Here is a 25746-nt window from a genome sequence, read left to right on the forward strand (position 1 = left end):
TTATTGCCTTCTATTATTAATTCACCACCTACCCCAAGCGCGATAGACAGTCCAAAGAAGAGCAAGGACGGATACTGTCAGTTGAATGGTTGTAATTGTGTTGTAAAAGATTAACTCTTTAATTCCTCCAAACTCTGGAGAAATTGAATACATTAGGTGTAGGTAAGTGAAAAGCGAAAGAACTGAAACTATTTTATAAAACCAAACCCTGGCATTTTCTCTTTTCGTTGTAGCAAAAAGAAATGCAAGTATAAAAAACAAATATGGTAATAAAACAATAAACCAAAACACTATCGGCGAATTACCAGAACTTAAATGTAAATCATATTCTACTCCAAAATAATTCTCTCCAAAAAAAATAACAGATACCCAAGCCAGTAAGAAAATTGCCAACAAAACTTTTATTAATTTATTTGTCTTTTCTGGGGAAGAAAATCTATAAATCAAAACAAACAATGAACCAACTAAAAGCGGTAGTGTTAGAGATTGGAGTAACAAAGTCGGTGCATAAAACATGACAGATATGAGAACCAGCAAAGGAATAGCCGCCAATACATCTATCACATTTTTAACAACTCTTGAATTCATATATATATTATACACACAACCACTCATCCCCTGTCAAGCACGCAAAACCTGCTTGACATTAAGCCAGTAATTTATGCTTTTATTCTCTAACAAGTACTTATATAGGTGACAATCAGAAAAGTTTAAAGGCAAAGATAGTTTATATAAACTATCCGAAAAAACTTTTTTGTTTTAGGAAGATGAGGAGGAGAAAGGTTTTTTCTTGGATAATGACTAGAATCAATATTGAATATTGAGTTCGCGCTTCGCGCTCACACTATTTTCACCTTATCTCCCCTTATTATCGGGGGCGACAGAAGTTCTAACCGCCTTATCTCCCCTTATTATCGGGGAGATAATACAACCACCGCGCCTTATCTCCCCTTATTATCGGGGTAGTTGTAATCTCACTGGGCCTTATCTCCCCTTATTATCGGGGGGCCACAAACCAGCACGGGCCTTATCTCCCCTTATTATCGGGGCTCCTTTCTGACTTTGTCGCCTTATCTCCCCTTATTATCGGGGGGATGCATTCTGCCCCTCGCCTTATCTCCCCTTATTATCGGGGTCGCTCGCATTCTATAATGCCTTATCTCCCCTTATTATCGGGGAAGCGTCAACACCCCCAGGCCTTATCTCCCCTTATTATCGGGGCGCAAAAGATAAAGACATGCCTTATCTCCCCTTATTATCGGGGATTTTACGCTTACAACAAGCCTTATCTCCCCTTATTATCGGGGGGTTATAAAAGGCATCTCGCCTTATCTCCCCTTATTATCGGGGAGTGTCATATCATGACTAGCCTTATCTCCCCTTATTATCGGGGTGAGATAATCCCACGGATGCCTTATCTCCCCTTATTATCGGGGAGTTAGTCCTTCGTTTTCGCCTTATCTCCCCTTATTATCGGGGTATATTCTCTCAGAATCGGCCTTATCTCCCCTTATTATCGGGGCAGGATTATATCGACCTCGCCTTATCTCCCCTTATTATCGGGGAAATACGATTACCGACATGCCTTATCTCCCCTTATTATCGGGGACATCTTCAAAAGAACACGCCTTATCTCCCCTTATTATCGGGGTGCTCTTTTTGTATTCATGCCTTATCTCCCCTTATTATCGGGGTTTTCAATTTTTAAGGTTGCCTTATCTCCCCTTATTATCGGGGAGTTTATCCGATTTCCCCATATAAATACTTGTTAAAGAACAAAATTAACAAACAAAAGTCATATCAAAACACCAATGTTTATTAACTACTATTTAATTATAGCATACTTTTATTTACTTGTCTCTATCGGTGTTGATAACCCAATCCTTTGAAACTCTTTCTGCTTCAATGTTAAAGTCGGTAGGTCCAGCAGAGCGACCATACAACTTATACCCAACTTTTTTAGGACGACCTCCAAGTGGCCTTCCGGGGATCGGAACAATAAACTTTTTGGCATCGCCCAATAAATACGCCCTCAGTGCCAATATGTTACCATGCAAAAGTTCTTGAAAAGTAACTATCTGCCTTGTTTGATGTGTATAAACTTTTTTATCAAGTAAGTCTTCTACGCCCTTAGTCGCAAATGCAACCAAATTTTTGTTATCCCTGTTAGTTTTATGTACTCCTTTTATTGTTTCAAAAATATTTTTTTCAATATAACCTCTGTAGGGTTCCATAAGATCATATACAAGTGATGGATAGTCAGTTGGTATATGCATAAATCCGTGGTATGGACTCATTTTGTGATAGGTTATATATCTCAAAATCACACCGCTGATTAACTTGGACACTGCGTTTAACACAGAGCTTATAACATTTTTTCTATTTCTTCTTTCTGATTCTTTGTTTCCCAATTTTGCATAATACTTCTTCCAATACCTCACCGCATGAAGTGCTTCTATAGATCTTAAGTCCTTTACACTTTTTGCAAATTTTATCTTATGTATTGTGTGTTTATTGTTGGGCAGAAGCCACTCCATTGATTTCACTTTTGCTAACAATAATTTCCTTGCTATATGTAAAGATTTTATTTTATTTTCTCTGAAAATAATTTGTTTAGTCAGTATGTCATCTATATTCGTTGTTGTGGTACCAGTAATCCATATAGCCTTTGACATATGCCTTCTATGTATGCAAATTGGTATGTTATATCTAATGCATAACTGTAAAAACTCTTCATCCAAAGGACATACAGCACCATAAAATAAAATTGAGGAAATTCTACTCCATGGAATATCAAGCACTCCGCCCTTGAATTTAAAAGTAGCCTTGTCTTTTTGCCAAGAAATATCGCTAGTATATGGCAACCAAATTGGTATTTTACTTTTTCCTGGCATTTTTACTTATAATATCATTAAAGGATTTTCTTGGCATGTTTAACTTTACTGGTTTGAAACCCATATCTTTGTATTTGTTCATTTCATCTTGGAAATTGGCTTTTGTATTTTTCTTATCTTTCTTAAACCAAGCCCTTAAACCTATAATCAAAGATGCTTGTATATCTGCATCTGATATATGTCCACAGCCCTTAAATGGGCAAACAAAAATTCCAGAGTTTCCTGCTGTCTCGTAAAACTTTTTCCGTTCCTTGTTATCATATTTCTTGAAGAAAGCGTCTTTTATAACTGGATGGTCTTTAAAAGACTCGCTGTTTAATTTAACATTCTTTTCATTTTCTACATCAAAGATTGGAGGTCTTGCAAAATCTTGTATAGATTTTATTAGTTCTTTTGTTTTCATAGCACCCTTCTTTTTATCTCCCTCCAAAAAGCCATACACTTCTTGCCCATTATCTATAGTTGCTTTTATATATTTACTATTATTGATTCTTTCCCACTCCCAAGAAACTTCTTCTGTTTCCTTCTTTTTGCTTGCTTTCTTTTTAGACTTTTCATTTTGCATATCTCTTATAGTGTACAAACTTCTCCAACATTCTGTACATACATAACTTGTCCCGTAAGCACTTTTATGAACACCAATAAAGTTACTAGTGCCCCATACATGCTCTCTTGTCATTTTTTCTGACGGATTATTTTCTGTTGCAACATCCGCAGTTTTTACTGTTTTATATAAAGCAGTCAATCGAGAGCTACCCGTCTCAAAGTTACTTATTGAAAGCTCATAACTTGGTATCGCATTATACCGAACAGCCACATCATGTATACGGTTTTTTAATGAACTACTTATTGATTTTCTGATTTCTGCAAGTTTTGTATTAGAGGATGTAAAGGTCGCTGCTTTTTGTTTTTCTTTGTTCTCTTTGAATCGCTCTCTGACTTTCCTTATTCCTTTTTCATAATCAAACCAAGAAAATAAAAGTTTTTTATTTTTAATATCTATTAAAGAAAAGGCGAGACCATATTCACCAACATCTATGCCAAGATACCTATTCCTTTCTTCAAGCTCTGCCTTTATTTCTTTTTGTCCCAAATTCTTTTTTACCTTTAACTCAAATGGAATAGAGATAAAGATTTTGGAACTACCCCTCACTTTATTAAAAACTGGCTGATCTTTTGACCAGTCAATTTGATAATCTTCTTCTCCTATAAATGAATAATCAGAAATTTTTACATCAAAATCCTTATTAATAGAATTGCCAAAAAATGGAGAAGATTCGTTCAAAAATTGAGTTTGGTATTTTGAACTTTGGATCTTAAAACCACAATTAATATTTTCAACTGGTATAAAGTTCTTCTTCTTTGATGGGTCCTTTGTCTTATCTGATAATTGTAAAAAGTCTGTTTCTGTTTTTGTTTTAGATAAGTTTTCCTTTTTGGCTATATACCAAAGATTATCTTTTTTATCAAAAACCAGAGGAAAATCAGCACCAGAACCCATGGGCTGAACAACATATCTTTCTTTAAATATTTTTTTGCTTAATATATTTAGCGTTCCCTTCATTTCTGCAAAGAAATATCTTTGCAAAATTGTATTAATTTTATCTCCATCCAATGTCTTACCCTCTTGTAATTTTAGATATTCCCCAGCTTCTTCAAAACGTTTAGTTTTAGAGAAATTTTTTAGAAAATCACTTTTACTGACACTTATCTTTTTATAGTAAGTAATTAATCCTATTCTAATCTTTTCAAGTTCAATAGCATCAATATGTTCTCTTATATTTTCTAATTTTCTTTTCTTAAAATCAGGTCTCAGTAAATCAATTAATTTTGGTATTGAATCAAAAATTTCTTCTATATTTTTACCTAATTCTAACTCTTTCCAATTTCCTCTTCTCTTATACTTTGTAAAAACTTCTTTCTCCTTAAGTCCTTTAATATCAATGCCTGTTGTTGTTGTGATTGCCTTTTGAATTATATTCTGTGCCCAAGGGGTTGAATCTTTGTATAGATTGTTTAAAGTATCAAATCTTCTTAACAATGTAATTTTTTCATTCTCAACATCTTCATCTTCAATTTTCCTTAATTCTAAATCATTATCTAACATCTTTCTTAATCGTTCAATTATATCCAAACCATCTTTGTACATTTCTTTTGAATTCAATATTTTTGTCAAGTGCTCTTTTTTTCTTATACCAGGAAAAGTTGGAAATTTTGGCAATGTCGCAAAAACTGATTTATATTTATTTCTCTCTTTCTTCAATTCTTTTTCTTCCATCTCTGGATTTTGTGCTTGTATAAATTTATTTAATTCAACACGAAGATCGCCTAAAATTCTTGAGTATATATCAAATGATTTCGCCAATAAATTAGTTTTTATTGATTTATTTAGATTTATCAACTCATTTGTTAAATTTTTTAATCTATCAATATTTTTATTATTTTTTTCTTTGATAATATCAAGCAAAGTTTTTAAATGCTCTTCATGTCCAGGAACCCCTACATCTTTGCCATCCTTATCTTTTTTGGTATATCCAAACAAAACATGGTCTATGTCTTCTTTTTGATTTTCTGTATTACTTATCCAAGAACTTAATTTACCGCCCATCGTTGTTCTATATTCTGCCCAACTTTTTGCCATATATGGTGTTTCGGGTAATAATTTTGCACGGGACGATAACCATTTTAATCTTTTTTCTAATTCTTTTTCTTTACCCTTCCATAAATCAGAGTTAATATTTAATATCATTTCTTTTGCTTTATCTATATCACCTTCACGAACCGGTTTAAGGAATTTATTAAAGGCATAACTTAGTGGGTTATGATTGGTTGCCATAGCCAAAAAAGAGATTGGGTTTTCGCCATACTTTTTCCTTACTCTGTCTATTAAATCCTGTTCTTTAACATCTTCTTTGGCAAACTCAAAATCTGGGTGTATAAACAACGCACCTTCATTATTACCTTTTTCTATAAAACTAACTCCAAAATTTTTTGACCAAAATTCTTTTTGTTTATCTGCTTTTATAGTCTCGCCATCCGACTTACAAATCCCTTTGTATATCTGTTCTGTGTATTTCCTAACCTCTTTTCTATTTTTTATATATATACTGTGCTTAAAAATACCTGTTTTACCCTTTAATTTTTCTTCATTTTTATCTTTTGATAAAATTCCTTCAATTCTATCTTGATTACCATAAAATATATTTTTTATTTCTTCTTCTCCAGATTTCTTTCTTACACCGCCAGAGAGCCTTATTTTATTATTAAAAGAATCAAAATCTATTAAATCAAAGAATTTTAGATCTTTCTTCTTCATATCCTTCTTGACCTCATTATTAGCACTGTCATCTATAAAACTCTTTATTTTAAATACATTGTCATGAAACACACTTCCAACTCTTAGAAAATCAAGATATAAATCAAATAATGAATATTCTCCTCTGCCATCTTTCAATGTTGTTGCATTAAACTGACCAACTTGACCTTCATAATCACATCTTATCTGATTCATAAGATTTTCTGTTTCTGATTCATCCTTAAATACAATTGGAAATTTTATTGTTCTGATTGCCTTACCACCAGTATATTTTAACCTTCTTAGATGAAGTTTATAACCTGTCATTCCCTTGTATTTTCTTGATCGTTTTGCTTTCATATCAGTTTATTTTAGCACAAAGACTTTTATTTTGGAATAAAGCGATATAAAAAAAAAGCCCCGAGGCTCGAAGAGCACTCGGGGCGTAATTCGGTTAGAGGAGAAACGGTTTATTCACCATCCTGTGTTGAGTCAGCATCCTGCATCAACTTCATAAACTCGTCTCGCGCAACCTCGTTTTGTTCCTGGTTGCGTTCACTATAACCTTCGTTTGCAGCATCTCGCAAATCACTCTCTGCAGGACCGATTTCAGGTGTTGGAGCTTTGTCATACTCTCGGACTTGCTCCTCAAGCAGAGGATTTGCGGGCTGTATCACCGTTTTGGGTCGATACCCCATTTCTACCTGTGAGTAGATAATGGCTGCCGCAAAAAACACCATCCAGAGACCGATGCACCACTTGTTTGACCAAAGTACATCGCCGACTGGAGACGCTCTTTCGCTTCCGTCAACCATTTTGGGGTCTGCTTGCTCCACTTGGTTCGCCATCCTGCGCCAAATAGCAACTGCCGAAACAATCACTACAAGCCACAGAACAACTTTGATAAGAGCAAACCCAAAGACTGAGATGGCAGTGATATCCATAACATACCTCCTTTACTTTTCTTGGTTCGATTCTGCCATGGCGTTGTTGAGTGTGCCCATAAGGACTGCGGGATTCTTAAATCCCTCGAAGGGCATTACAAAGACACGACCATCTGGATTTTTGGCGAGTGTCTCCATAATCTTCAACCAACGCTGAGTGACAAATGGTTCACTCACACTGTCAGCAAGTACGCGATTGACAAGCGCTTGAGTTTCTGCCTCCTTGAGGTCAACCTCCTGTTGTTTTTTAGCAACTTCAAGGGCAGCATCTGCCTGTTTCAAAGCTATCTGCTTTTCAGCTTCAGCTTTTTGAATCCCGATTTCGCGTTCTTTTCTGTTTTCCTGAGCAGTGACAACGATTTGGGGTGGCTGAATATCAGCCAAACCAAACCTTATGGTCGTGATAGGAGTCGATTTCAAACGCTCACGAATATCCTTCACAAGCATAGCAGAAATTTCGCTTCGGTTTTCCATCACCTGTGCGATACTGTGCTCGGCAAGGATTGAGCGGACTGCTTCACGAACGACCGGCTGTCCATAGGTGTTGTAGACCTTTGCCATTGAAATCAGTCGGACACGATTGCTTGGTTGTTGGTCGGCAGTCACACGACTAAAGACCTTTTCAACATTTTCTTTGTCAGAGCTGATTGCAAACACGCCACGCACATCCACATTGAGGTTCAGTTGGTCCTTTGGCATAAAGATTACCATCTGTTCCAAAACCGCATGGTCTGATGCCTCAACGAGGATGAGAGAGTCACAGTTCCAACAAAAACCTTCCAGCCTAAACTTTGAAGGCTGTATGATCTTTTCTTGAAGACCAGACTCAGTCGAGAGTTTGCCGACATGGGCAGGTGGCACTTCAACTCTCTCGCCACACCCCCCCATGGCAAACATGCCCAGCAAAATTGCCATCATTGCAATAGTTTTTTTCACGAGTTTTCCTCCTCTGTGTAAAAGGTTCAAAACATGGGCTTTCTCAAGCCCAATGCTATTTTATAGAATAGCATATATATTGAAAAATATCAAGTACCCATATTTATGGCAAAAACCCTTTTTGCAACTCTTCGGTTTGGTGGCACAAAGGCACTTTGTGTGGGTGGAGTTGTTGGTCTTATGTTATGAAAAATTATATTGATAGTTTTTTTCTTGCGGTTTCAAATAGAGTTAGAGTTTCGTCAGACAAAATGAAAGGTATGAAACGCTCTTTGTCTTCTTCGGCGAGTCTCGGAAGTATTTCAACGCTCCACACTTCAAAACCTAATATCTCCCCCTCTTCTACGACAAGCGCCTCAATAGGTTGTGTGTGTGTGTATGCGTATTGCGCTCTGATGGTGTTGTTTATTAAACCTGTAGTTGTGTCTATGGAACGCTCTGCGCTTTTAGTAAGAAAAATTAGTTCGCTTGAGTCAATGTCAATTCCTGTTTCTTCTCTGCATTCTTTGACGGCTGTTTCCTCGTAGGACATCCCTGGTTCAACATGACCACCCACACTGGCATCCAGTCGGTCTGGATATGTGTCTTTGTTTTTTGCTCTGTGTTGAAAGATAATTTCACCTCTCGGAGTAAAAAACCAAATATGCACTTCTCTGTGGAGTAGTCCCTCTTTGTGTATCTTTGTGCGATTTTCAAGACCAATAACTTCGTCTTGCTCGTTCACAACTTCAAGCATCTCATTATTGTTCATTAGGGTAATTTTAACACGGAAATTTTTACCTCTTAACGAAAAGAAATTGCTCTGTGGGGAAACCCGATCACTCGGCGAGATTGAGTTGCCACGAGACGCCGTAGCGGTCTTCTACCCACACAAACAATTTACTAAAGCCGTAGTTGCCTAAGGGCATGTGTTCCCTGCCTTCATTACAGGGTTCTTTGTGGATATGTCTGATTTCATCTTCACTGTCACACTCAATAAAAATGGAGGTTGCGGGTGTAAATGAGAATTTGTGGTCTGCGGGGTTTTCTGATGCCATGTACTCAGTGCCAGCGAGTGTAAACAGTGCAGTTTTGACTTGTCCTGCGACGCCCATTGGCTCATCGCCACTCCACCTTTTAATGCTCTTGATTTCTGAGTTTGGTATAAGTGATGTGTAAAATTTTAGCGCTTCTTCTGCCTTACCACATTTATCACCAACAAACATAAGGAATGTTTTTGTTTTTTGCATAGGGATAATTATATACTATATTTTTTTAACAAACATTGTCTGCCTGTTTTGACTTTTGTGACTTTTATAAATAAACAGCGACCTTGTGACCCTACGGGGAATCGAACCCCGATTTTCGCCGTGAAAGGGCGATGTCCTGGCCGTTAGACGATAGGGCCAATGATAAGATTATACTCTAAAATTATAAACCCTTCCCAGTTATGGGAAGGGTTGTGACCCAGCGGGGATTTGAACCCCGATTTTCGCCTTGAAAGGGCGATGTCCTCACCGGTTAGACGACAGGGTCACGGTTGAAATTGTAAACCCCTCCCATTTGCGGGAGGGGCTGTATGCAAGGTGAATCACTTCCTGCGGAGTTCCTTGTTGCGTTCCAAACCAAAAGCGACCTCTGGCGGTAGCGGTAAATCAGAAGGAAGTCCGCATTGATCACAAAAATCCACCGTGGGTTCGTTTTCCTTCAAGCATGTGGAACACTTCCAACCTTCTGCGCCTGCAAGACACATATCAGTACCTCCGTTGATTTTTGCAAAAGAACTTTGGGGTTTAACCCATTTTTATATGCTATCATATCTCCCAAAATATGTCAAGTATAAGAAAAGCCGATAATCAAGCCCATTACCTTAACCTAAATCTTTTAGTATAATTACCATGTTGGGCGATTAGCTCAGTTGGCTAGAGCGCTCCCTTGACGTGGGAGAGGTCACAGGTTCGAATCCTGTATCGCCCACATTCTCATATTTACATTTACACTTAATTATCATATTATATTATTTATATGAATAAACAAAAAATTCTATTGGTTTTAGTTGCTTTGGTTGTCGGAGTTGTGGGCGGTTTTGGCGGTGCTTATATGTTTGAATCTTTGGGTGATAAAAACCAAAACAAATTGATAAAAGATTATTACTTGGTTGAGAATGCTGTTGGTGTGAGTCCGCATGGCTTGAGATTGAGGATGGATAAGGGTGATCAGACATTTATACTTGTTGATTTAAGAAGTCAGGAGGAATATGAAAGAGAGCACATCACGGGTGCGATAAATATCCCTGCATATAGTGATAAGTTTACAAGTGCGTATCATGAGGTGGAGAGGATTGTTGGTTCTTTTAGGGAGTTGCCAGAAGACAAGGAGATAATAACATATTGCTATAGTGTTCCGTGTATGACGAGTCGCAGAATTGGAAAGCTACTTGTTGAAAATGATATTTATGTTAAGCATCTTAATATAGGTTGGAATGAGTGGAGATATTTTTGGAATTTATGGAATGTTGAGCATGAACTTGCAGATACAAGTCCAGAGCAATATGTAACAGAGGGTCCCGAGCCAGGTGTCCTTGAAAATGCAAATCCTTTCCTTATTGACACAGGATGCACGGCAGGTGAATTTGGGTGTTAAGGTTTTATGAGGTTGTTCGCTATTGAGACAAGTTGCGATGAAACTGCTGTTTGTTTTTTGGATGCGGTAGAGAAAGATGGTGGCGATCACAAGATAGAGGTTCTGTCTCATATATTAATCTCACAGGCAGAGAAACACGCTGAATATGGTGGCGTGTTCCCTACTCTTGCGAAACGCGAGCATGCTAAAAATCTTGTTCCCATCACTTTGAAAGCGCTTGAAGAGGTGGGTGTAGAAAAGGTTGGCGACAGGGTTATGGATAAAAATGATGAGGAGAAAATTGGAAAAATTCTTGAACGGGAGGAGGAGTTAAAGGAAAGTTTTATTGAGGAAATTGCGAAGTGTGGGGTGCCTGATGTGGATGCTATCGCTGTTTGTGTCGGTCCTGGTTTAGAGCCAACCCTTTGGGTGGGTATCAATTTTGCAGAGGCGCTTTCTGTTTTGTGGGATAAGCCGATAATACCTGTGAATCATATGGAGGGACACATTGTGTCTTCATTTTTTGATAACAATACTTTGAAAAAATTTCCTATGCCGTTGCTTTCGCTTTTAATTTCTGGAGGACATACAGAGCTTGTCCTTTCAGAGAAACAAAATGATTATAGAAAAATTGGTTCCACGAGAGATGATGCTGTTGGTGAGAGTTTTGACAAGGTGGCGAGGCTTCTTGGTCTTTCTTATCCAGGGGGTCCTGAGGTGGCAAGGTTGGCAAGTCTATCACGCACAAGGGCTAAAAAGATTGATGTGAGATTTCCACGCCCAATGATAAAAGATGATGGTTTTGATTTCTCTTTCTCTGGTCTTAAAACAGCGGTCAGGTATTTTGTTGAGGGAAAAAATTTAACTGATGCGGAGAAAGAAGATGTTGCTTGTGAGTTTGAGGATGCAGTCACAGAGGTCCTTGTGACAAAGACAAAAATGGCTATTTTGAAACACCGACCGAGTGCGCTTGCCGTTGGCGGTGGCGTGGCTGCAAACAAGAATATAAAGGAGGCTATGACAAAGATGGTGGCGGAGCTTGATTTCCCTGTTTCGCTCCACATACCAAAACCAAAAGATGCGACTGACAACGCGATAATGATTGGTCTGTCGGGTTATCTCAACTCAATGCAGAAAGATTATGGAATGGCTGTGTATGAGATAAGGGCTGACAGTTCCCTCTCATATCTAAAAAACTGAGATTTACAAATTAGGAAAAACTAAATAAATTGTATATTATATAGATATGGACGAGAAATTTTTGTCACCTTACGACCCTAAAAAATACGAGGGCGAGATTTATAAAAAATGGGAAAATAGCGGTTATTTTAACCCTGACAAGTGTGTAGCAGATGGTATCACAAGCCCTGATGCAGAGCCTTTTTGTATAGTTCTTCCCCCTCCAAATGTAACAGGTGTTTTGCATACCGGTCATGCTATGGTTGTTGCGGTTGAGGATCTTTTGATTCGCTACAACAGGATGAAGGGAAAAAGGACTCTGTGGATTCCAGGGACAGACCACGCTGCCATCGCGACACAGGCGAAGGTGGAGAAGATTTTATACAAAGAGGAGAAAAAAACAAAGGAGGATTTGGGTAGAGAGAAATTTTTAGAATTGGTTAAAAAATTTGCAAAAGATAATTACAACACAATAGTTAGCCAGATAAGAAGGTCTGCTGCATCTCTTGATTGGAGTCGCGAGGCATACACACTTGATGAAAAGAGAGAGAAAGCAGTTTATACCGCTTTCAAAAGAATGTATGATGCAGGAATTATTTATCGTGGTAATCGCATAGTTAATTGGGATCCAAAATTGAAGACTTCTGTTTCTAATGATGAGATTGAATACAAGCAGGAGGTCTCCCCTTTTTATTATTTGAAATATGGACCGTTTGTTATTGGAACTTCAAGACCAGAAACAAAGTTTGGTGATAAATATGTGGTTGTTCATCCAGATGACAAAAGATACACGGAATACAAGCATGGACAAAAGATAAGTGTGGATTGGATAAATGGAAAGGTTGAGGCGACAGTAATAAAAGATGAGTCAATTGATATGGAACTTGGAACAGGTGCGATGACTATAACCCCATGGCATGATGAAACTGACTATGAGATAGCAGAGAGGCACAATCTTGATAAAGAACAGATTATTGATTTTAGGGGCGTCCTGCTCCCTATCGCCGGCGAGTTTGAGGGGATGCATATTAAAAAAGCAAGGGATAAGATAGTAGAGAAATTCAAATCTCTTGGTCTGCTTGAAAAGATTGACGAAAAATACGAGCATAACATAGCGACAAATTCAAGGGGTGGTGGGATAATTGAGCCACAGATAAAAGAGCAATGGTTTCTGGGGCTTGAAAGAGAGTTTGTCCTTGAGAAGTCAAATATAAAAGGGGTTAAATCGGGAGATAAAACAACGCTCAAAAAAATATTGTTGTGTGCTGTTGAAAATGGTCAGATAGAGATTTTGCCTGAGAGATATTCAAAAGTTTATTTTAATTGGATAAATAATATAAAAGATTGGTGCATCAGCAGACAGATATGGTTTGGGCATCGCATACCTGTATGGTATAAAGGTGATGATATACATTGTGACGCTGTTGCGCCTAAGGGTGATGGATGGGAACAGGATTCTGACACATTGGACACATGGTTTTCTTCTGGGCTGTGGACTTTCTCAACACTTGGATGGCCAGACACAAAAGAAAAAGATTTTCAGGTGTATCACCCTACCTCAACCCTTACGACTGGTTATGATATTTTAATTTTTTGGATTGTTAGGATGATACTTATGAGTGGTTTTTGTGTTGGCGATATTCCCTTTAAGACCGTATATCTGAATGGTCTTGTGAGAGATGAAAAAGGAAGGAAGATGAGTAAGTCGCTTGGCAACGCCATCAACCCTATTGATGTGATAGAGAAATATGGAAATGATGCTCTTCGTTTTTCTATTCTTGTAAGCTCTACCCCAGGAAATGATCTGAATTTTTCAGATGACAGAGTGAAGTCGGCAAAACATTTTGCTAACAAGATATGGAATATAACAAGGTTTATTCTTTCAAATATGCCTTCAAATTATGATTTTGAAAAAGATGTGGAATTTACAGACAAAGATTTGGTGCTGCATAAAGAACTTCAAGTCCATATAAAACATGTTACTGACAATATTGATTCTTACTCATTTCACCTTGCGGCTGAGAAGTTGTATGCTTATGTCTGGCACAATTTGGCGGATGTCATAATTGAAGAAAGCAAGGAGGTGTTGAACGGGCAGGACGAAGCCGCAAAGCAATCACGGGCAAGGGTGCTTTATGAAATCCTTACCACAAACCTTAAAATGCTCCACCCGTTTATGCCGTCTATAACTGAGGAAATATGGTCTTCCCTGCCTCATAAAAATATGGACTTGCTTATGGTTGAAAAATGGCCCAAGTTGTCATAAATTGTGATACAATTTTTAATAAGTAAGATTTTTTAAAATAAATATGAAAAATAAAAAAAGCAAAAAGAAAAAAGGGTTCAGTTTTTTTGAGTTGTTGACTGGGACAAACGAAGACGAACTGGAAGAGGAACTAAGTGATGAAGAAGAAGTAGAAGGGGGTGAAACAAGCAGGGCTTTACCTCAAAATGAAGATGAGGAGCGACACTTGCCGGTTGATTTGATAAACACGCCAGACGACATAATAATCAGAGCAAATCTTGCAGGGATTAACCCCGACAATATAGATCTTTCAGTATCAAGAGAGGTTATTATAATTACCGCGAAAAATGCAAGAAAGCATGAAGAACAAGAATGTGATTATTTTTATCAAGAATTATATTGGGGAACTTTATCAAGGACTATTGTTCTGCCACAGGAAATAGAGGTAGAAGATGTTACTGCAGATACAAAGAATGGGATGCTTACCATTGTGCTTCCAAAAATAGATAAAGATAAAAAGACAAAGGTTAGGGTTTCTAAGAGATAAAAATAAAAAGGCATCGCCTCCAAAACCACTTGTGGTTTTTTCAGCGATGCCCGCCCTTGCGTGCGGCTATCCGCTTATGGGATTCTCCTGCAAGAGTTGTTCGCAGTAGGCTGCGACCTGAGGGTCCCTCTTTCGCATCTCCTGCCTATCGTCGGAAGACAGTGCTCTATATGTGCGAAGCAACTCCGTGTCCTTCTGGGGTCTTATCAACCACAAAAGAAATGTCTCCATGCTAACTGAACGGTCGTACTCTATGGGCTCTACAGCCACACTAGAATCCATCCCTTCTGGGATGTGCTCTACAGTTTTCATACCTTTTTCCTCCTTTTGAAGAATGAAAAGTTCAGTGATGGACAAACTGCCATCTTCTATAATGTTACTACAAACTCTTTAATTTGTCAAGTAGTTCCAAAAATGAAAAGATCCAAGCGGAATGCTTGGCTCTTTGGTTCAACTGCAGGACGAGAAAATGCAGACCGCAGCATCAGCGATATAAACGGTTGTTATCAAAGCGATGACGGTAATCAAGGACTTGTCAAAATCGTCAAAACCTGAGTCTTCTGAGGTATGTTTTTCATTCATACCATTTACCCTCCTGTTTTGAAAAGATTATTCGGCAACGAGTTGCCTTCTATTATTAAGTATAGGGTATATAAATGTTGGTGTCAAATGAAAAGAGCCAAGCAAATGGAATAGATTGGAATGTGTAAGTCTGACCGCAACGAGCCTGCGAGTTGCGTCAAGCGTTCAAATAGTGAAGTAATGGGTTGGAGGGCGTGAAACTTGACCTTTGCGAGCTTGCGAGCAAAATCAAGCGAGTGGCGAAGCCACGAGCGATAATAAATAAGGTGTGCCGAGAGTGGGTCTCGGCGTCAAGTTTCTAAACTCGCTATCGCTCGTTAAGAACTTCCTGCCCAAATTTGCGATATAGCAAAAGTGATAGATTGGGAGAGAATAAGTCTGACCGCAACGAGCCTGCGAGTTGCGTCAAGCGAACAGCGGAGCTGTTCGCGTTAATAAATAGAAGCGAGTGAAACGAGCGAGTGCCGAGAGTGGGTCTCGAACCCACGACCCCTTGTTCTTCAGACAAGTGCTCTACCAACTGAGCTATCTCGGCGGATTTTGGTTAGTTCTCTTTATTTTCAGGTGGAACGACAAGATTGTCAATCACTTCAACAACGGCTTTATATCTTTCTGTTTCATCTTCTATTTTTTCTTCAACACTTTCAACTTTCTGTTCAAATGCCCTGAACACATCTATTGCTGGGACAACAAAATTTATAGTTCCGTAGTAACCAAAAGCAATCACGATTATAATAAACAAAAAACGAATTATGCTCCCTATCGCAGTGGATCTCCTGAGAGCACGCAACAATCTATAGTTCTCACGAGATAACTTTATGTTTTGTTTCAATAGTTTTTCTATTTCTTCGTTGTTCATTTTAATCTTGTTTATTCCGAACTCCCTGGTCTCCCTGCCAGGAATCGAACCTGAATCTGATCCTTAGGAGGGATCTGTTTTTCCCTTAAACTACAGGGAGCTTGATTGTTATAATCCCAACGCTTTCTTCAACGCATCTTCATCAAAACCTATAATCATTTCTTCACCAACAAATGTAACCGGTATGTGTGCTTGACCGCTGCGTTCTGTTAATTCTGCCCTCTTTTCTTCGTCTTCAAGAATGTTGATTTCTTTGAAATCTATTTTATTTTCTTCCAAAAAATCTTTCACCTGAACACAGAAAGGACAGGTTGGGCTGCTGTAAACTTCTACTTTTTTATCCATATTTATTACTGATAAATCTTAATTTAATTGTAATAATATAGAAAGTATACCACTTTTAGAAAGAGACATCAAAGGAATATGTGCTGTCTTTAGGAAAGGTTTTTGGTTTATTATCGCCATTTTTCCTCTCTTTCTCATATATGAGAATGAGCTTTTCGCCCTCACCTGATATATTCAAGTAATCGCGGATTTTCTGCTCACGGCTGAATGGGTTTTTTAGGTTTTCTATTTCCGCCATAATTGATGCGTTATGCTGGCTTGTTTCTATGAGTTTGTTGGTATGTACCCTGTCTATTCTCCACGCATATATGGTCTTTTTTGCGGAATCTATAAGTGAAGGAAGGAGTATGAGGATAAACAACAGCAAAACACCATAGTGGAAGATGCTGGATTTAAAGAAACTGCGTTTATAAAATCTTCGCCTTAATGTCATACTAATATGATATAACAAAAATGCTGATTAATGTGATATAATTAGGAAATAATAAATGTATTAAGAATACTATGGAAAAAATGAGAAAAATAATAGCGACAATAATAGCGATATTGCTCGCGATAATAATGATAGCTTCTTTATTCCTGCCGTTCTTCTATTAATATTTGCAGTATTTATAGGGGGGTTGACAAGATTGGGGTTGTTTGATATACTCAAAAATAGTACTGCTCTTTCACAAAAAAGGAGGTAAAAGGCAGACAAAGAATTTATGTTTTGAAAGGGTGCCCTTAGGTGCCCAAAATGCCACTCGCAACCGTGAGTGGTCCCACAAACCAACAAAAGGAGAACGGTATGCAAAAGCAAACCAACCCTGCCCTGGGTAAAGAGGGCACCACCCCCCTTCGCGTTCTCGTCATTGATGACAGCGAACGCCACCAAAAGAGTGCGCGACTCACCCTCGCGGACCACGATCTCACGATCGTTGGGACTTACGAGGAGGCAGAGAAGATCCTGCTTCCTGCCATCTATAAGGCAGGTGGCCCGAAGGTGGAGGAAGAGATGGAGCGTCTCGGTTTTAGCACTGACGTTAAGTCATACAAGGACTGGGAAGAGTTCCGCAAGGTCCAGAAAGAAATCGCCAAGAAGCTCTTCCCGACCTTTGACGCAGTCCTCTGCGACCTGCTTATGCCAGTGGTGCATATGTCGGTTTTGAGGGAGCAGAAGAATGAGGAGTATGCCGGGGAGGAAATGCCCTTCGGCTTCAGCCTCGCTTTCCAGGCAGCTAAGCATGGTGCGAAGTATGTGGCGGTTGTGACTGACACCGGTCATCACGACCACCCTGCATCCGCAATGCTTGACCCCCTAAGTTTTAAGGTTCAATTCACAATTACCGGCTTCCATCGCCATCGCGGTGTAACAACTGGCGACAGATATGGTGCTGCTGTAGGTTTCTACAACAGCCCAAAGATGGTGGAAGTGGAAGGGGTATGCCATGCCTGCGACGGCACTGGACAACGGCATGACAGCGAATACAAGTGCCCGACCTGCAGAGGGTCTGGCAGCGCTCGGGGTAAGGACTGGGGGTGTATCCTCAAGAAACTCCTTGCCGCTGGCGAGACTGCCTGACACCTCCGACGACGACCACACGGCCGCTCAAGAGCTTTTGCTTGCGAGCGGTCGTTTTTATTTTAATCTTGGGCTTGACAAGATTGGGGGTCTTGTGCTACAATTAAAAATAGTACTGCTCTTTCACAAAAAAGGAGGTAAAAGGCAGACAAAGAATTTATGTTTTGAAAGGGTGCCCTTAGGTGCCCAAAATGCCACTCGCAACCGTGAGTGGTCCCACAAACCAACAAAAGGAGAACGGTATGCAAAAGCAAACCAACCCTGCCCTGGGTAAAGAGGGCACCACCCCCCTTCGCGTTCTCGTCATTGATGACAGCGAACGCCACCAAAAGAGCGCCCGACTCACCCTCGCGGACCACGATCTCACAATCATCGAGACGCATCAGGAGGCGCTTGTGACCTTGAATCGGGAAGATTTTCCCAGGCTTTATAGCAAAAAGGTGAAGGAAGAGATGGAGTGTCTCGAGCTTAACCCCGATTCATATGGGAGTCCGAGTGAGTATCTTAGGGCATGTGACAAGGCAAGGGAGGAGATTGTTAACAAGCACTTTCCACCCTTTGCCTTTGATGTCGTCCTCTGCGATCTGTTCATGAAGCCAGCGGCAAATATAGTGAACACCATGGATGGTAGAGAAAGCTTGAGGTGGAGGAAGGAGAAGTTTGCCCGAGAGGAAATGCCGGCTGGTTTCGGTCTTGTCCTCATGGCAGTGGACAACCCCTTTCATAGTGTGAAGTATGCGGCGGTTGTGACTGATACCAATCACCATGACCACCCTGTTTCTGCTATGCTTGACTATGTAACCCATAGTCAAGGAGAGAAACCTCGCTTCAAAATCAACGGAGCGACGGTAGGTTTCTACAACAGCCCAGAGATGGTGGAAGTGGAAGGGGTATGCCATGCCTGCGAAGGTACTGGGCAAATTGACAGCGACTACGATTGCGAGACCTGCAGAGGGTCTGGCAACGCCCGGGGTAAGGACTGGGGACTCGTCCTCAAGGACCTCCTTGCCGCTGGCGAGACTGCCTAACGCCTCCGACGACCACACGACCGCTCAAAAGCTATGGCTTGCGAGCGGTCGTTTTTATTTTAATCTTGGGGTTGACATAAGAGATTTAATATATTATCCTTAATTTAGCTGAACTTTTCAAAAAGGAGGAAAGATATGATTGTTAGCGTCTACATCGTGGACCATCGGATCCACAGGGCCAAAAGGCTCTGGAAACTTTCTGGCTGTGGGAATCGCAAAGATGCCTTTGAACTACTGCCTGCCGAACCGTTTAATTCTATTGAACGGACTTGCGAAAGGGTGAAGAATCTCAGACCAAATGTGATATTGGTCAATTATGACCTGGGGCAAGGTCGGCGTCTTAATGGCGTTAATGTTGTTCGTGCTCTTATCATTGAAGGGTATAAAGGTCACATCGTCGCAAACTGTGCCAAAGGTGCTGAGAGATTCGGTCCATCTGGTGTGAAAGTGGATGGAGATACAAACAGAAAGCCTCGTGGTTTGTGGAATGCACTTGAGCAATCTCGCAAGTGGTATGATAAAAATAGACCACTGTTAGAGGTACCCTCAAGTCCATCTGCTTGATCCCACCCAACGAACGACCTTCCGCGGTTATAAAAACTGCGGAAGGTCGTTTTTATTTTGGTTTCTTTTGAGTATCTGTCTAGATCTTAATCTCCGTGGAAGATTGAGAGCATCATCCTAAGAACATGGTCTGGGAATGAGGAGTCGTAGTTCTTCCAACTGCTGTATTTGTCTAATTTAATTTTTTGTGGAAGGACATCAAACAATCCATAAACTGCAAATGGCCCTTGTTCTTTTTGAACTTTAACAATTTCTGCATACACAACATCATATAGGTCGTTGTAATATTCTGCTCCTTCTATGAGCAACTGTGGGTCTGTGGATTCTGTGTGTGTGCTTATCGCGTGTGTTATGTCCCATTCTTTTATGGTGTTTAAGATTTTTCTTGTTCCTGTGAAGTTCTTATCATCAACCCAGTTTTTATGTGTGATTTCCTTGTATTCATACATATCTGCTGTAAGAACAATTCCTTCGTCACGGAGAGCTATAACAGTAGTCGCGTCACCGTCTCCTGGTCCAAAGTGATATAAGTCAACTTTTTTGTCACCTATGTTTATCGTTCTTTGTGTTGTGAAGGTTTCATCTACTTCTGGGACATCACCGAGTGTGTTAAGGTCAAAGATTGGCTGACAATTTACATGACAATACACTCGCGCATCAGGAAAGATGCTTGTTCCTCCTGCATGGTCATAGTGTTCGTGTGTAAGAGCTATGTGAGATACTGGTTTGTCCGTTAGTGTTGCTACATAACTTTTAAGGGCTTCTGCGCGTGGGTCGTTAGATGGATCTGTGATTAAGACATCATCGCCAGAGATTACAATAAGACTGTTTGTGAAAAATCCAAACCAACTATAAACCCCATCAGTAAGTTTCTTTGAGGTTGGCTCTGAAGGGATCATTGGTTCTGAGTGATCGTGTCCGTCATCCATTTCCTTTCTGTCTTCAGAATAATAGGAATCATCTGTTTCACTTGTGCTGAAAAATATTGCTATTATGACAAGCACGACTATAAGTAATATGATTATTGTTTTTGTATTCATGATAATGTTAAAAATTCTTACTTTTTATTATGTAATAAATCCTATCACAGCAATCAAATTTTGTTAAGAGTCCTTGCCTCTTATCACTTTTAGCAGGACATCATGCGGTATCTGGACCCGCCCTACTTCTTTCATTTTCTTTTTCCCCTTTTTCTGTTTCTCGCGGAGTTTCATTTTTCTTGTTATATCACCGCCATATAGTTTTGCTGTAACATCTTTGCGAAGTGCTGATATGGTCCTTGAGGCGATTATCCTGCCGTTTGCCTGTGCTTGTATTTTTACCACAAACATTCGTTTTGGGAGAGATTTTGATATGAGCTCAGCAAGTGTTTTTGCTTCTTCCTGTAGTCTTCTGTTGGCGACTATTTTTGTAAACTCGGGTGCAACAGATCCAGCAACCAGAACATCAAGACGGGTTACTGATGCTTCACGGGGTTCGTCTGTGGCGTAAGAGAAAGACGCATAACCAGATGTTATGCTTTTTAATTTATCAAAAAAGTTTCGCATCAGTTCTCTCAGTGGCATTTTAGATGTTATTCTCATTCTGTCTTCACCAAAGGATTCTGTGCTTTCGTGTTCAACCTCATACTCAAAGAAAAGTTTCATTACTTCTCCGACATAATCAGAGGGGGTGATGATTGTTATTGAGACCCATGGCTCTATTATTTTTTCTATGAGATTGGTATCAACAAAATTCTCTGGAGAATGAACTTCGTATGATTTGCCATTTTTTTCGTATATAACATAACGGACAGTTGGCGGAAGAAGTATAAACTGAAGATTGTTTTCTCTTTTTATTCTTTCAACCACAACTTCAAGGTGTAACATTCCCAAAAAACCACATCTGAAACCTCTGCCGAAGGATTGTGAGTGTTCTTCCTCAAATACAAGGGATGCGTCTGACAGGTGCATTGTTCCAAGTGCTTTTTTCATAAGGCTGAAATCGTTTTGATTTTCAGGGTATATTGAGGTCCATATCATTGGTTGTGGGTCGTGATACCCAGAGAGGGGGTTGCTTTTGTCATATTCTTCCGCTGCGGTGTCCCCCACTTTTGCTATTCCTGTTTCTTTTATGCCGGTTACTATGTAGCCTATGTTGCCTTCTCCGATACTTTTCATTTTTGTTCTGTTTGGGATAAATACACCTACTTCCTGTGCTGCAAAAACTTTGCCTGCTATTTTTAGTTTTAATTTGTCTCCTGTTTTTACAAATCCACTCATAACGCGAACATAAAGAATCACTCCTAAATGGCTTGAGTATGAGAAATCAAAGACCAATGATGTGAAGGAATCTTTATTTTCTGTTTCTGGTGATGGTATTTTGTCTATTATTCCATCAATTAATTTCTGAACGCCTTCTCCTGTTTTTCCAGACACAACAAATATGTCTTCTTCGTTGCATTTTATGAGTTCCATTATTTCTTTTTTTGATTCTTCTATTTGTGCGTTTTTTGAATCTGCCTTTGTGAGAACTGGGATGATAATTAAATTGGATTCTTTTGCTCTATCAAGTGTTGATAAGGTCTGTGCTTCTACTCCCTGCGTGGAGTCAACCAAAAGTAAGACGCCTTCAACTGCTGCGAGTGCGCGAGATACTTCATATGAAAAATCTATGTGTCCTGGTGTGTCTATCAGGTTCAGCGTGTATGTTGTGCCGTCTTTTTCATAATGCATTTTTGCTGGTTGCATTTTTATGGTGATTCCTCTTTCTCTTTCTATATCCATCTGATCCAATACTTGATCTTTCATTTCCCTTGCGCTTATTGTTTTTGTTATTTCAAGCATCCTGTCGCAGAGCGTGGATTTGCCGTGGTCTATGTGCGCTATGACAGAAAAATTTCTTATGTTTTTTATATTACTCATCTTTTTATTTTACTCTGTGCCCACAACAAGACAGGTCTCGCTGTGTCCAAAAATTCCAGCAATTCCCTGCTTCTTGAGATAAATAGGATTATAAACCAAGCCACAATCCCGACTATCGCCGCTATGAAGCCGTTCATAAACACGCCTATGAATGTGTTTATATCAAAGACACCGTCTAAAAGGCGCAATACCACATAAGCCGACAAGCCAAACACACCGCCCGCTATTGCGCTTTTCCAGAACGCAAGCCACACATCTCTTGATATCAGTTTATATACTGCGTTTATATATATTAAAAGTATTGACATCTGTATCACGGATCCAATCACAAAGGCGGCTGGTAGAATTATGATTTCAGAACCTGGGACATCAAGGATTCTGAATGCTGCTGCTATGCTTTGACTTATTTCGTTGTTCGCCTCGTAAATTTTTAAGAATAAAAGACCTATTGATACAGAGACTATTGTTGATAGAAAACTTGATACCACTGGGATCATTGTTTTGTTTGAGGCATAACAAGCCCTTATCAACAAGAGCGATATGCTTTGTGTGATTATAAAGATGGAGAATATCGCAAGTGCTGCTGCGGTCAAACGGGTGTCATACCAATCAAACTCACCAGATCCCAAAATTATCCTAACTATGTGTGCGCGAAGGACAACAAAAAAGGCAACTGCTGGGAATGCCCAAAAGATAATATGTCTGAGAGCAGTTTGAAGTCTTTGAATAAATGTATCTATTTTTCCTTCTATGAAGAGTTTTGAGAGTATTGGAAAAGAAACAACAGAGTAACTTACACCTATGAGTGTTAATGGGACTTGTCCTAAGTTATAAGCAAAAGAAAAGACACTGATTGATCCTGCGCTAAGCAAAGATGCGATACCTATGAGAACAAAAAGGGTTATGTTGTTTGCGGATAGGACCGCTGCACGCGGGAATGATGTCTTTATTACCCTTATTATCTCGGAATCAAACTTAATTTTCGGTCTGTAGCGTGGAAGTGATTTTTCAGACAATAGAAAGGGTATGACAAGTGCCATATGGAAAATTGCGCCAAGAACAACGCCGTAGACAACACCCGTTATTCCAAATATAGGGTTTAGGAAGATTATGCCTAAAATTATTCCTAAATTATAAAGGACTGGGCTTAAACCAAATATTATAAAACGATGTTTCAACTGTGCAATGCTTGAGAAAAAACTGGAAGCACCAAGAAAAATTGGCTGAAGTAAAAGCAGGCGAGAAAGTGCTATCACATTTTCACGGACATCAGCATCAAGTCCTTTAAAAACTATATCTGCTATTGCGGGCATAAGAATATATGCCGCTGCAGATATTATTATCAACATTGTAAGAAAAAATGAGAATGTGTTGTCTATAAACTCTTTGAATTTTTCTTGTGATTCTGCGAGTTTTCTTTCAAAAAAAGGAAGTAGTGCGTAGACGGACATAAAAGAAACAAGTAGCGCAAAAATTATGTCGGGTATGCGAAACGCTGCGAAGTATATGTCAAGAATTTCACCTGCACCGAATATATTAGCAAGAAGACGATCTCTTGCGAACGCCATTATTAAAGACAGCAAAAACATGCCTGTCAGTGCATAGGATGCGAGATGCAATTCAGATATTTTTTTATGAACTACCGAAACAAGAAATTTTCTTACCATTTTTTTATTTATTATATGCTTTCAATGAGTATACCAAAAAACACACCTTTTTATCAGTGTGCTTTTTGGCGCTTGATCTATAAACCGGATTCTGTATCTCTTGCGAGACAACGATTATTTATCTGGGATCTGCGTTACCGCAAACCTCATGCGACACTCCGCCAATTAAGACGACACGGTCTTGCACCCAGATGGGATTTTTGCCGTTTCACCTCGTATGTCACCATACAAGCTCACCTCAAATGAGGTGCCACATATCTCTCGATTTGTGGCGTCTCTGCTCGCATCCCTCGCTTTGCAGCGGACGGGCGTTACCCGCCATCCTGCTCCGAATTTCTTCGGGGGTGTCCGGATTTTCCTCATACATCACCTATGTATGTACGCAATCGTTCAACCAAGCATTTACATTATATCACTTATTCTCCAAAAGTGAAATACCCCCTATTGTGCCGCCCTTTTGAAGCCCAGATCTTTCAAAAACGCCTGCGTTTACTTCAATGACATAAAGCGCTGGCTCATCTGGTCTGAAGACTGTCGGATAGGTTTCTGGCTTTACATCTGTTTCAATATGGACGATATTGTAATCTGAATTTATCCAAATTATATCAATTGGAAATCTGGTGTCTTTCATCCAAAACCCCCAAAGACCTTCTTCCTCAAAAACAAACAGCATTCCCCTATTTTGTGCGAGTGAATCTCTTCCTCCCAAGCCAAGAGTTCTTTTATCTTTAGTGTCTGCAATTTCTGTGTGAATTGTGAGGTTGCCAAATGATATTGGTATGGTTCCGTCTTCCCTATTTCCATTGGGGTAGAGGAAAAAGCCGAGTATAAATAATAAAGCAATTATTATTATAATTATGGTTTTTTTCATTGGGATCGTTTTTTATTATTTTCTCTTTCAACCAAGCGAGGTAAAAGTGAAACCATAACTGCTATTATAACAAGCGGTATGATGATTATGAGGAAATTGCTGGCTGTGGTGCCATTTGTAAATATCATAGATATCCCTGTTCCAGAATAGACGAGAAGTGTGGTTGAAATTATATTTGTTATAAATGTTGCTGAAACATAAGGAATGAATTTTAACTCTTTTATTGTCCCCAGTACCAATGACAGAGGTATGTAAGGCAAGAAAAGTAAACGGAGTATTGCTACGCTGATAAATCCGTGTCTACCAGTGTGGACTGATATTTTGTTAAATATGTGTGATAATTTGCCTTTGTTATTTTTTTTCCATTCATATACTTTTTCACTAAACAACTTGCCTATAAAAAAGGCTATTGAAGCGCTTATGGTTGCTGAGATTATCGCTATCACTACTCCCCACCAGACACCAAACAAAACTCCTGCGAGAATTGTGAGGGCTAACGCTGAAAATCCCACCATGGTCAAAGACACATAAATGATGACATAAAAGAGTGCTGATTCCACCATATTGTCGCCAACGCTTTCAATAAATGATACAATCATATCTTGTATGCTCATAAAATCCACTCTGGAGATAAAGAAGAAAAGGGCAATTATCACTAATACCACAATGGCTGTTATTATTTTTTTACTTGCATTTTTCATTAAAATAAATATATACTATATAAC

23 protein-coding genes, 5 tRNA genes, 1 other RNA gene and 1 CRISPR repeat array are annotated in these 25746 nt (G+C 39.3%); of the genes, 8 read left to right on the forward strand and 21 right to left on the reverse strand.

The genetic code is table 11. From position 1 onward, the window contains the following. Window positions 1-21: 21 nt before the first annotated feature. From OXU73_01485 to OXU73_01525, 9 genes are all read right to left on the reverse strand, one after another. Entirely contained in the window at window positions 22-588 is a 567-nt protein-coding gene (locus tag OXU73_01485) for a hypothetical protein (protein MDD9867986.1), read from the reverse strand. A gap of 265 nt (window positions 589-853) precedes the next feature. Further along, a CRISPR array of direct repeats spans window positions 854-1737; the repeat unit is 24 nt; unit sequence CCTTATCTCCCCTTATTATCGGGG. A gap of 113 nt (window positions 1738-1850) precedes the next feature. Then, on the reverse strand, window positions 1851-2894 hold the full coding sequence (gene cas1 / locus OXU73_01490; GenBank protein ID MDD9867987.1) for a CRISPR-associated endonuclease Cas1: 1044 nt from the start codon (window positions 2892-2894) through the stop codon (window positions 1851-1853). After that, complete coding sequence (gene cas12d / locus OXU73_01495) at window positions 2878-6549, reverse strand: type V CRISPR-associated protein Cas12d (GenBank protein MDD9867988.1); 3672 nt, start codon at window positions 6547-6549, stop codon at window positions 2878-2880. Before cas12d ends, cas1 begins: the two co-directional genes overlap by 17 nt. 110 nt (window positions 6550-6659) lie before the next feature. After that, window positions 6660-7133 carry a hypothetical protein gene (locus OXU73_01500; GenBank protein MDD9867989.1) on the reverse strand — a complete coding sequence of 158 codons (474 nt, stop codon included), beginning with the start codon at window positions 7131-7133 and terminating at the stop codon, window positions 6660-6662. Window positions 7134-7145: 12 nt separating this feature from the next. Continuing rightward, window positions 7146-8051 carry an SPFH domain-containing protein gene (locus OXU73_01505; GenBank protein ID MDD9867990.1) on the reverse strand — a complete coding sequence of 302 codons (906 nt, stop codon included), beginning with the start codon at window positions 8049-8051 and terminating at the stop codon, window positions 7146-7148. Window positions 8052-8262: 211 nt separating this feature from the next. Further along, the gene (locus OXU73_01510; protein ID MDD9867991.1) at window positions 8263-8820 is read right to left on the reverse strand and encodes an NUDIX domain-containing protein; all 558 of its coding nucleotides are present in this window, start codon (window positions 8818-8820) and stop codon (window positions 8263-8265) included. A gap of 67 nt (window positions 8821-8887) precedes the next feature. After that, window positions 8888-9298: a VOC family protein gene (locus OXU73_01515; GenBank protein ID MDD9867992.1), complete on the reverse strand. Its 411-nt coding sequence runs from the start codon at window positions 9296-9298 to the stop codon at window positions 8888-8890. Between the two features lie 86 nt (window positions 9299-9384). Further along, window positions 9385-9456: transfer RNA gene (locus OXU73_01520), tRNA-Glu, on the reverse strand. A 55-nt stretch (window positions 9457-9511) separates the two neighbouring features. Next, window positions 9512-9584 (reverse strand) — tRNA-Glu (locus OXU73_01525). A gap of 367 nt (window positions 9585-9951) precedes the next feature. Between OXU73_01525 and OXU73_01530 the strand changes: the two genes are divergently transcribed. The 5 genes from OXU73_01530 to OXU73_01550 all read left to right on the forward strand — a co-directional run bounded on the left by OXU73_01530 (window position 9952) and on the right by OXU73_01550 (window position 14641). Beyond that, window positions 9952-10025 (forward strand) — tRNA-Val (locus OXU73_01530). Window positions 10026-10073: 48 nt separating this feature from the next. Next, entirely contained in the window at window positions 10074-10691 is a 618-nt protein-coding gene (locus OXU73_01535) for a rhodanese-like domain-containing protein (GenBank protein MDD9867993.1), read from the forward strand. A gap of 6 nt (window positions 10692-10697) precedes the next feature. Continuing rightward, window positions 10698-11870, forward strand: coding sequence for a tRNA (adenosine(37)-N6)-threonylcarbamoyltransferase complex transferase subunit TsaD (locus OXU73_01540; protein ID MDD9867994.1), 1173 nt, complete (start codon window positions 10698-10700; stop codon window positions 11868-11870). A gap of 46 nt (window positions 11871-11916) precedes the next feature. Then, on the forward strand, window positions 11917-14115 hold the full coding sequence (locus tag OXU73_01545) for a valine--tRNA ligase (protein ID MDD9867995.1): 2199 nt from the start codon (window positions 11917-11919) through the stop codon (window positions 14113-14115). A gap of 43 nt (window positions 14116-14158) precedes the next feature. Further along, window positions 14159-14641 (forward strand): Hsp20/alpha crystallin family protein, encoded by a 483-nt coding sequence (locus OXU73_01550; protein ID MDD9867996.1) that lies wholly within the window; start codon window positions 14159-14161, stop codon window positions 14639-14641. 66 nt (window positions 14642-14707) lie between these two features. On the opposite strand, the gene OXU73_01555 is transcribed toward OXU73_01550, so the two are convergent. From OXU73_01555 to OXU73_01580, 6 genes are all read right to left on the reverse strand, one after another. Continuing rightward, a complete protein-coding gene (locus OXU73_01555; GenBank protein ID MDD9867997.1) occupies window positions 14708-14998 on the reverse strand; it encodes a hypothetical protein in 291 nt (96 codons plus the stop codon). A 687-nt stretch (window positions 14999-15685) separates the two neighbouring features. After that, window positions 15686-15758 (reverse strand) — tRNA-Phe (locus tag OXU73_01560). A 9-nt stretch (window positions 15759-15767) separates the two neighbouring features. Beyond that, on the reverse strand, window positions 15768-16082 hold the full coding sequence (locus OXU73_01565) for a hypothetical protein (GenBank protein ID MDD9867998.1): 315 nt from the start codon (window positions 16080-16082) through the stop codon (window positions 15768-15770). 26 nt (window positions 16083-16108) lie between these two features. Then, window positions 16109-16182, reverse strand: a tRNA-Arg gene (locus OXU73_01570). Window positions 16183-16190: 8 nt separating this feature from the next. Further along, window positions 16191-16427 carry a glutaredoxin family protein gene (locus OXU73_01575; protein MDD9867999.1) on the reverse strand — a complete coding sequence of 79 codons (237 nt, stop codon included), beginning with the start codon at window positions 16425-16427 and terminating at the stop codon, window positions 16191-16193. A 55-nt stretch (window positions 16428-16482) separates the two neighbouring features. Beyond that, window positions 16483-16860, reverse strand: a complete 378-nt coding sequence (locus OXU73_01580) for a hypothetical protein (protein MDD9868000.1) — start codon at window positions 16858-16860, stop codon at window positions 16483-16485. A 354-nt stretch (window positions 16861-17214) separates the two neighbouring features. Here OXU73_01580 and OXU73_01585 point away from each other — a divergent pair, with 354 nt between their 5' ends. The 3 genes from OXU73_01585 (at window position 17215) to OXU73_01595 (ending at window position 19580) form a co-directional block, all read left to right on the forward strand. Continuing rightward, a complete protein-coding gene (locus OXU73_01585; GenBank protein MDD9868001.1) occupies window positions 17215-17988 on the forward strand; it encodes a hypothetical protein in 774 nt (257 codons plus the stop codon). Window positions 17989-18230: 242 nt separating this feature from the next. Next, window positions 18231-19016: a hypothetical protein gene (locus OXU73_01590; protein ID MDD9868002.1), complete on the forward strand. Its 786-nt coding sequence runs from the start codon at window positions 18231-18233 to the stop codon at window positions 19014-19016. Window positions 19017-19151: 135 nt separating this feature from the next. Continuing rightward, window positions 19152-19580, forward strand: coding sequence for a hypothetical protein (locus OXU73_01595; protein MDD9868003.1), 429 nt, complete (start codon window positions 19152-19154; stop codon window positions 19578-19580). Window positions 19581-19666: 86 nt separating this feature from the next. Here OXU73_01595 and OXU73_01600 read toward each other — a convergent pair whose 3' ends face one another. The 6 genes from OXU73_01600 to OXU73_01625 all read right to left on the reverse strand — a co-directional run bounded on the left by OXU73_01600 (window position 19667) and on the right by OXU73_01625 (window position 25722). Beyond that, window positions 19667-20620 carry an MBL fold metallo-hydrolase gene (locus OXU73_01600; GenBank protein MDD9868004.1) on the reverse strand — a complete coding sequence of 318 codons (954 nt, stop codon included), beginning with the start codon at window positions 20618-20620 and terminating at the stop codon, window positions 19667-19669. A 63-nt stretch (window positions 20621-20683) separates the two neighbouring features. Continuing rightward, window positions 20684-22483 carry a translation elongation factor 4 gene (lepA, locus tag OXU73_01605; protein MDD9868005.1) on the reverse strand — a complete coding sequence of 600 codons (1800 nt, stop codon included), beginning with the start codon at window positions 22481-22483 and terminating at the stop codon, window positions 20684-20686. Then, the gene (locus OXU73_01610) at window positions 22480-24150 is read right to left on the reverse strand and encodes an oligosaccharide flippase family protein (protein ID MDD9868006.1); all 1671 of its coding nucleotides are present in this window, start codon (window positions 24148-24150) and stop codon (window positions 22480-22482) included. The genes lepA and OXU73_01610 overlap by 4 nt, the downstream gene beginning before the upstream one ends. A gap of 64 nt (window positions 24151-24214) precedes the next feature. Beyond that, window positions 24215-24552, reverse strand: an RNA gene (rnpB, locus tag OXU73_01615) — RNase P RNA component class A. Between the two features lie 10 nt (window positions 24553-24562). Next, window positions 24563-25021 carry a DUF192 domain-containing protein gene (locus tag OXU73_01620; protein MDD9868007.1) on the reverse strand — a complete coding sequence of 153 codons (459 nt, stop codon included), beginning with the start codon at window positions 25019-25021 and terminating at the stop codon, window positions 24563-24565. Further along, on the reverse strand, window positions 25018-25722 hold the full coding sequence (locus OXU73_01625; protein MDD9868008.1) for a VTT domain-containing protein: 705 nt from the start codon (window positions 25720-25722) through the stop codon (window positions 25018-25020). The genes OXU73_01620 and OXU73_01625 overlap by 4 nt, the downstream gene beginning before the upstream one ends. Window positions 25723-25746: the final 24 nt, after the last annotated feature.

The sequence above is a fragment of the Candidatus Campbellbacteria bacterium genome, from assembly GCA_028817035.1.
Classification (GTDB): Bacteria; Patescibacteriota; Minisyncoccia; order Phycocordibacterales; family JABAAK01; genus JAPPQH01.

Excerpts from the sequence above, each read along its gene's own strand:
- OXU73_01485 (MDD9867986.1), bottom strand. The coding sequence starts at position 588 with ATGAATTCAAGAGTTGTTAAAAATGTGATAGATGTATTGGCGGCTATT.
- cas1 (MDD9867987.1), bottom strand. The coding sequence starts at position 2,894 with ATGCCAGGAAAAAGTAAAATACCAATTTGGTTGCCATATACTAGCGAT.
- cas12d (MDD9867988.1), bottom strand. The coding sequence starts at position 6,549 with ATGAAAGCAAAACGATCAAGAAAATACAAGGGAATGACAGGTTATAAA.
- OXU73_01500 (MDD9867989.1), bottom strand. The coding sequence starts at position 7,133 with ATGGATATCACTGCCATCTCAGTCTTTGGGTTTGCTCTTATCAAAGTT.
- OXU73_01505 (MDD9867990.1), bottom strand. The coding sequence starts at position 8,051 with ATGATGGCAATTTTGCTGGGCATGTTTGCCATGGGGGGGTGTGGCGAG.
- OXU73_01510 (MDD9867991.1), bottom strand. The coding sequence starts at position 8,820 with ATGAACAATAATGAGATGCTTGAAGTTGTGAACGAGCAAGACGAAGTT.
- OXU73_01515 (MDD9867992.1), bottom strand. The coding sequence starts at position 9,298 with ATGCAAAAAACAAAAACATTCCTTATGTTTGTTGGTGATAAATGTGGT.
- OXU73_01535 (MDD9867993.1), top strand. The coding sequence starts at position 10,074 with ATGAATAAACAAAAAATTCTATTGGTTTTAGTTGCTTTGGTTGTCGGA.
- OXU73_01540 (MDD9867994.1), top strand. The coding sequence starts at position 10,698 with ATGAGGTTGTTCGCTATTGAGACAAGTTGCGATGAAACTGCTGTTTGT.
- OXU73_01545 (MDD9867995.1), top strand. The coding sequence starts at position 11,917 with ATGGACGAGAAATTTTTGTCACCTTACGACCCTAAAAAATACGAGGGC.
- OXU73_01550 (MDD9867996.1), top strand. The coding sequence starts at position 14,159 with ATGAAAAATAAAAAAAGCAAAAAGAAAAAAGGGTTCAGTTTTTTTGAG.
- OXU73_01565 (MDD9867998.1), bottom strand. The coding sequence starts at position 16,082 with ATGAACAACGAAGAAATAGAAAAACTATTGAAACAAAACATAAAGTTA.
- OXU73_01575 (MDD9867999.1), bottom strand. The coding sequence starts at position 16,427 with ATGGATAAAAAAGTAGAAGTTTACAGCAGCCCAACCTGTCCTTTCTGT.
- OXU73_01580 (MDD9868000.1), bottom strand. The coding sequence starts at position 16,860 with ATGACATTAAGGCGAAGATTTTATAAACGCAGTTTCTTTAAATCCAGC.
- OXU73_01585 (MDD9868001.1), top strand. The coding sequence starts at position 17,215 with ATGCAAAAGCAAACCAACCCTGCCCTGGGTAAAGAGGGCACCACCCCC.
- OXU73_01590 (MDD9868002.1), top strand. The coding sequence starts at position 18,231 with ATGCAAAAGCAAACCAACCCTGCCCTGGGTAAAGAGGGCACCACCCCC.
- OXU73_01595 (MDD9868003.1), top strand. The coding sequence starts at position 19,152 with ATGATTGTTAGCGTCTACATCGTGGACCATCGGATCCACAGGGCCAAA.
- OXU73_01600 (MDD9868004.1), bottom strand. The coding sequence starts at position 20,620 with ATGAATACAAAAACAATAATCATATTACTTATAGTCGTGCTTGTCATA.
- lepA (MDD9868005.1), bottom strand. The coding sequence starts at position 22,483 with ATGAGTAATATAAAAAACATAAGAAATTTTTCTGTCATAGCGCACATA.
- OXU73_01610 (MDD9868006.1), bottom strand. The coding sequence starts at position 24,150 with ATGGTAAGAAAATTTCTTGTTTCGGTAGTTCATAAAAAAATATCTGAA.
- OXU73_01620 (MDD9868007.1), bottom strand. The coding sequence starts at position 25,021 with ATGAAAAAAACCATAATTATAATAATAATTGCTTTATTATTTATACTC.
- OXU73_01625 (MDD9868008.1), bottom strand. The coding sequence starts at position 25,722 with ATGAAAAATGCAAGTAAAAAAATAATAACAGCCATTGTGGTATTAGTG.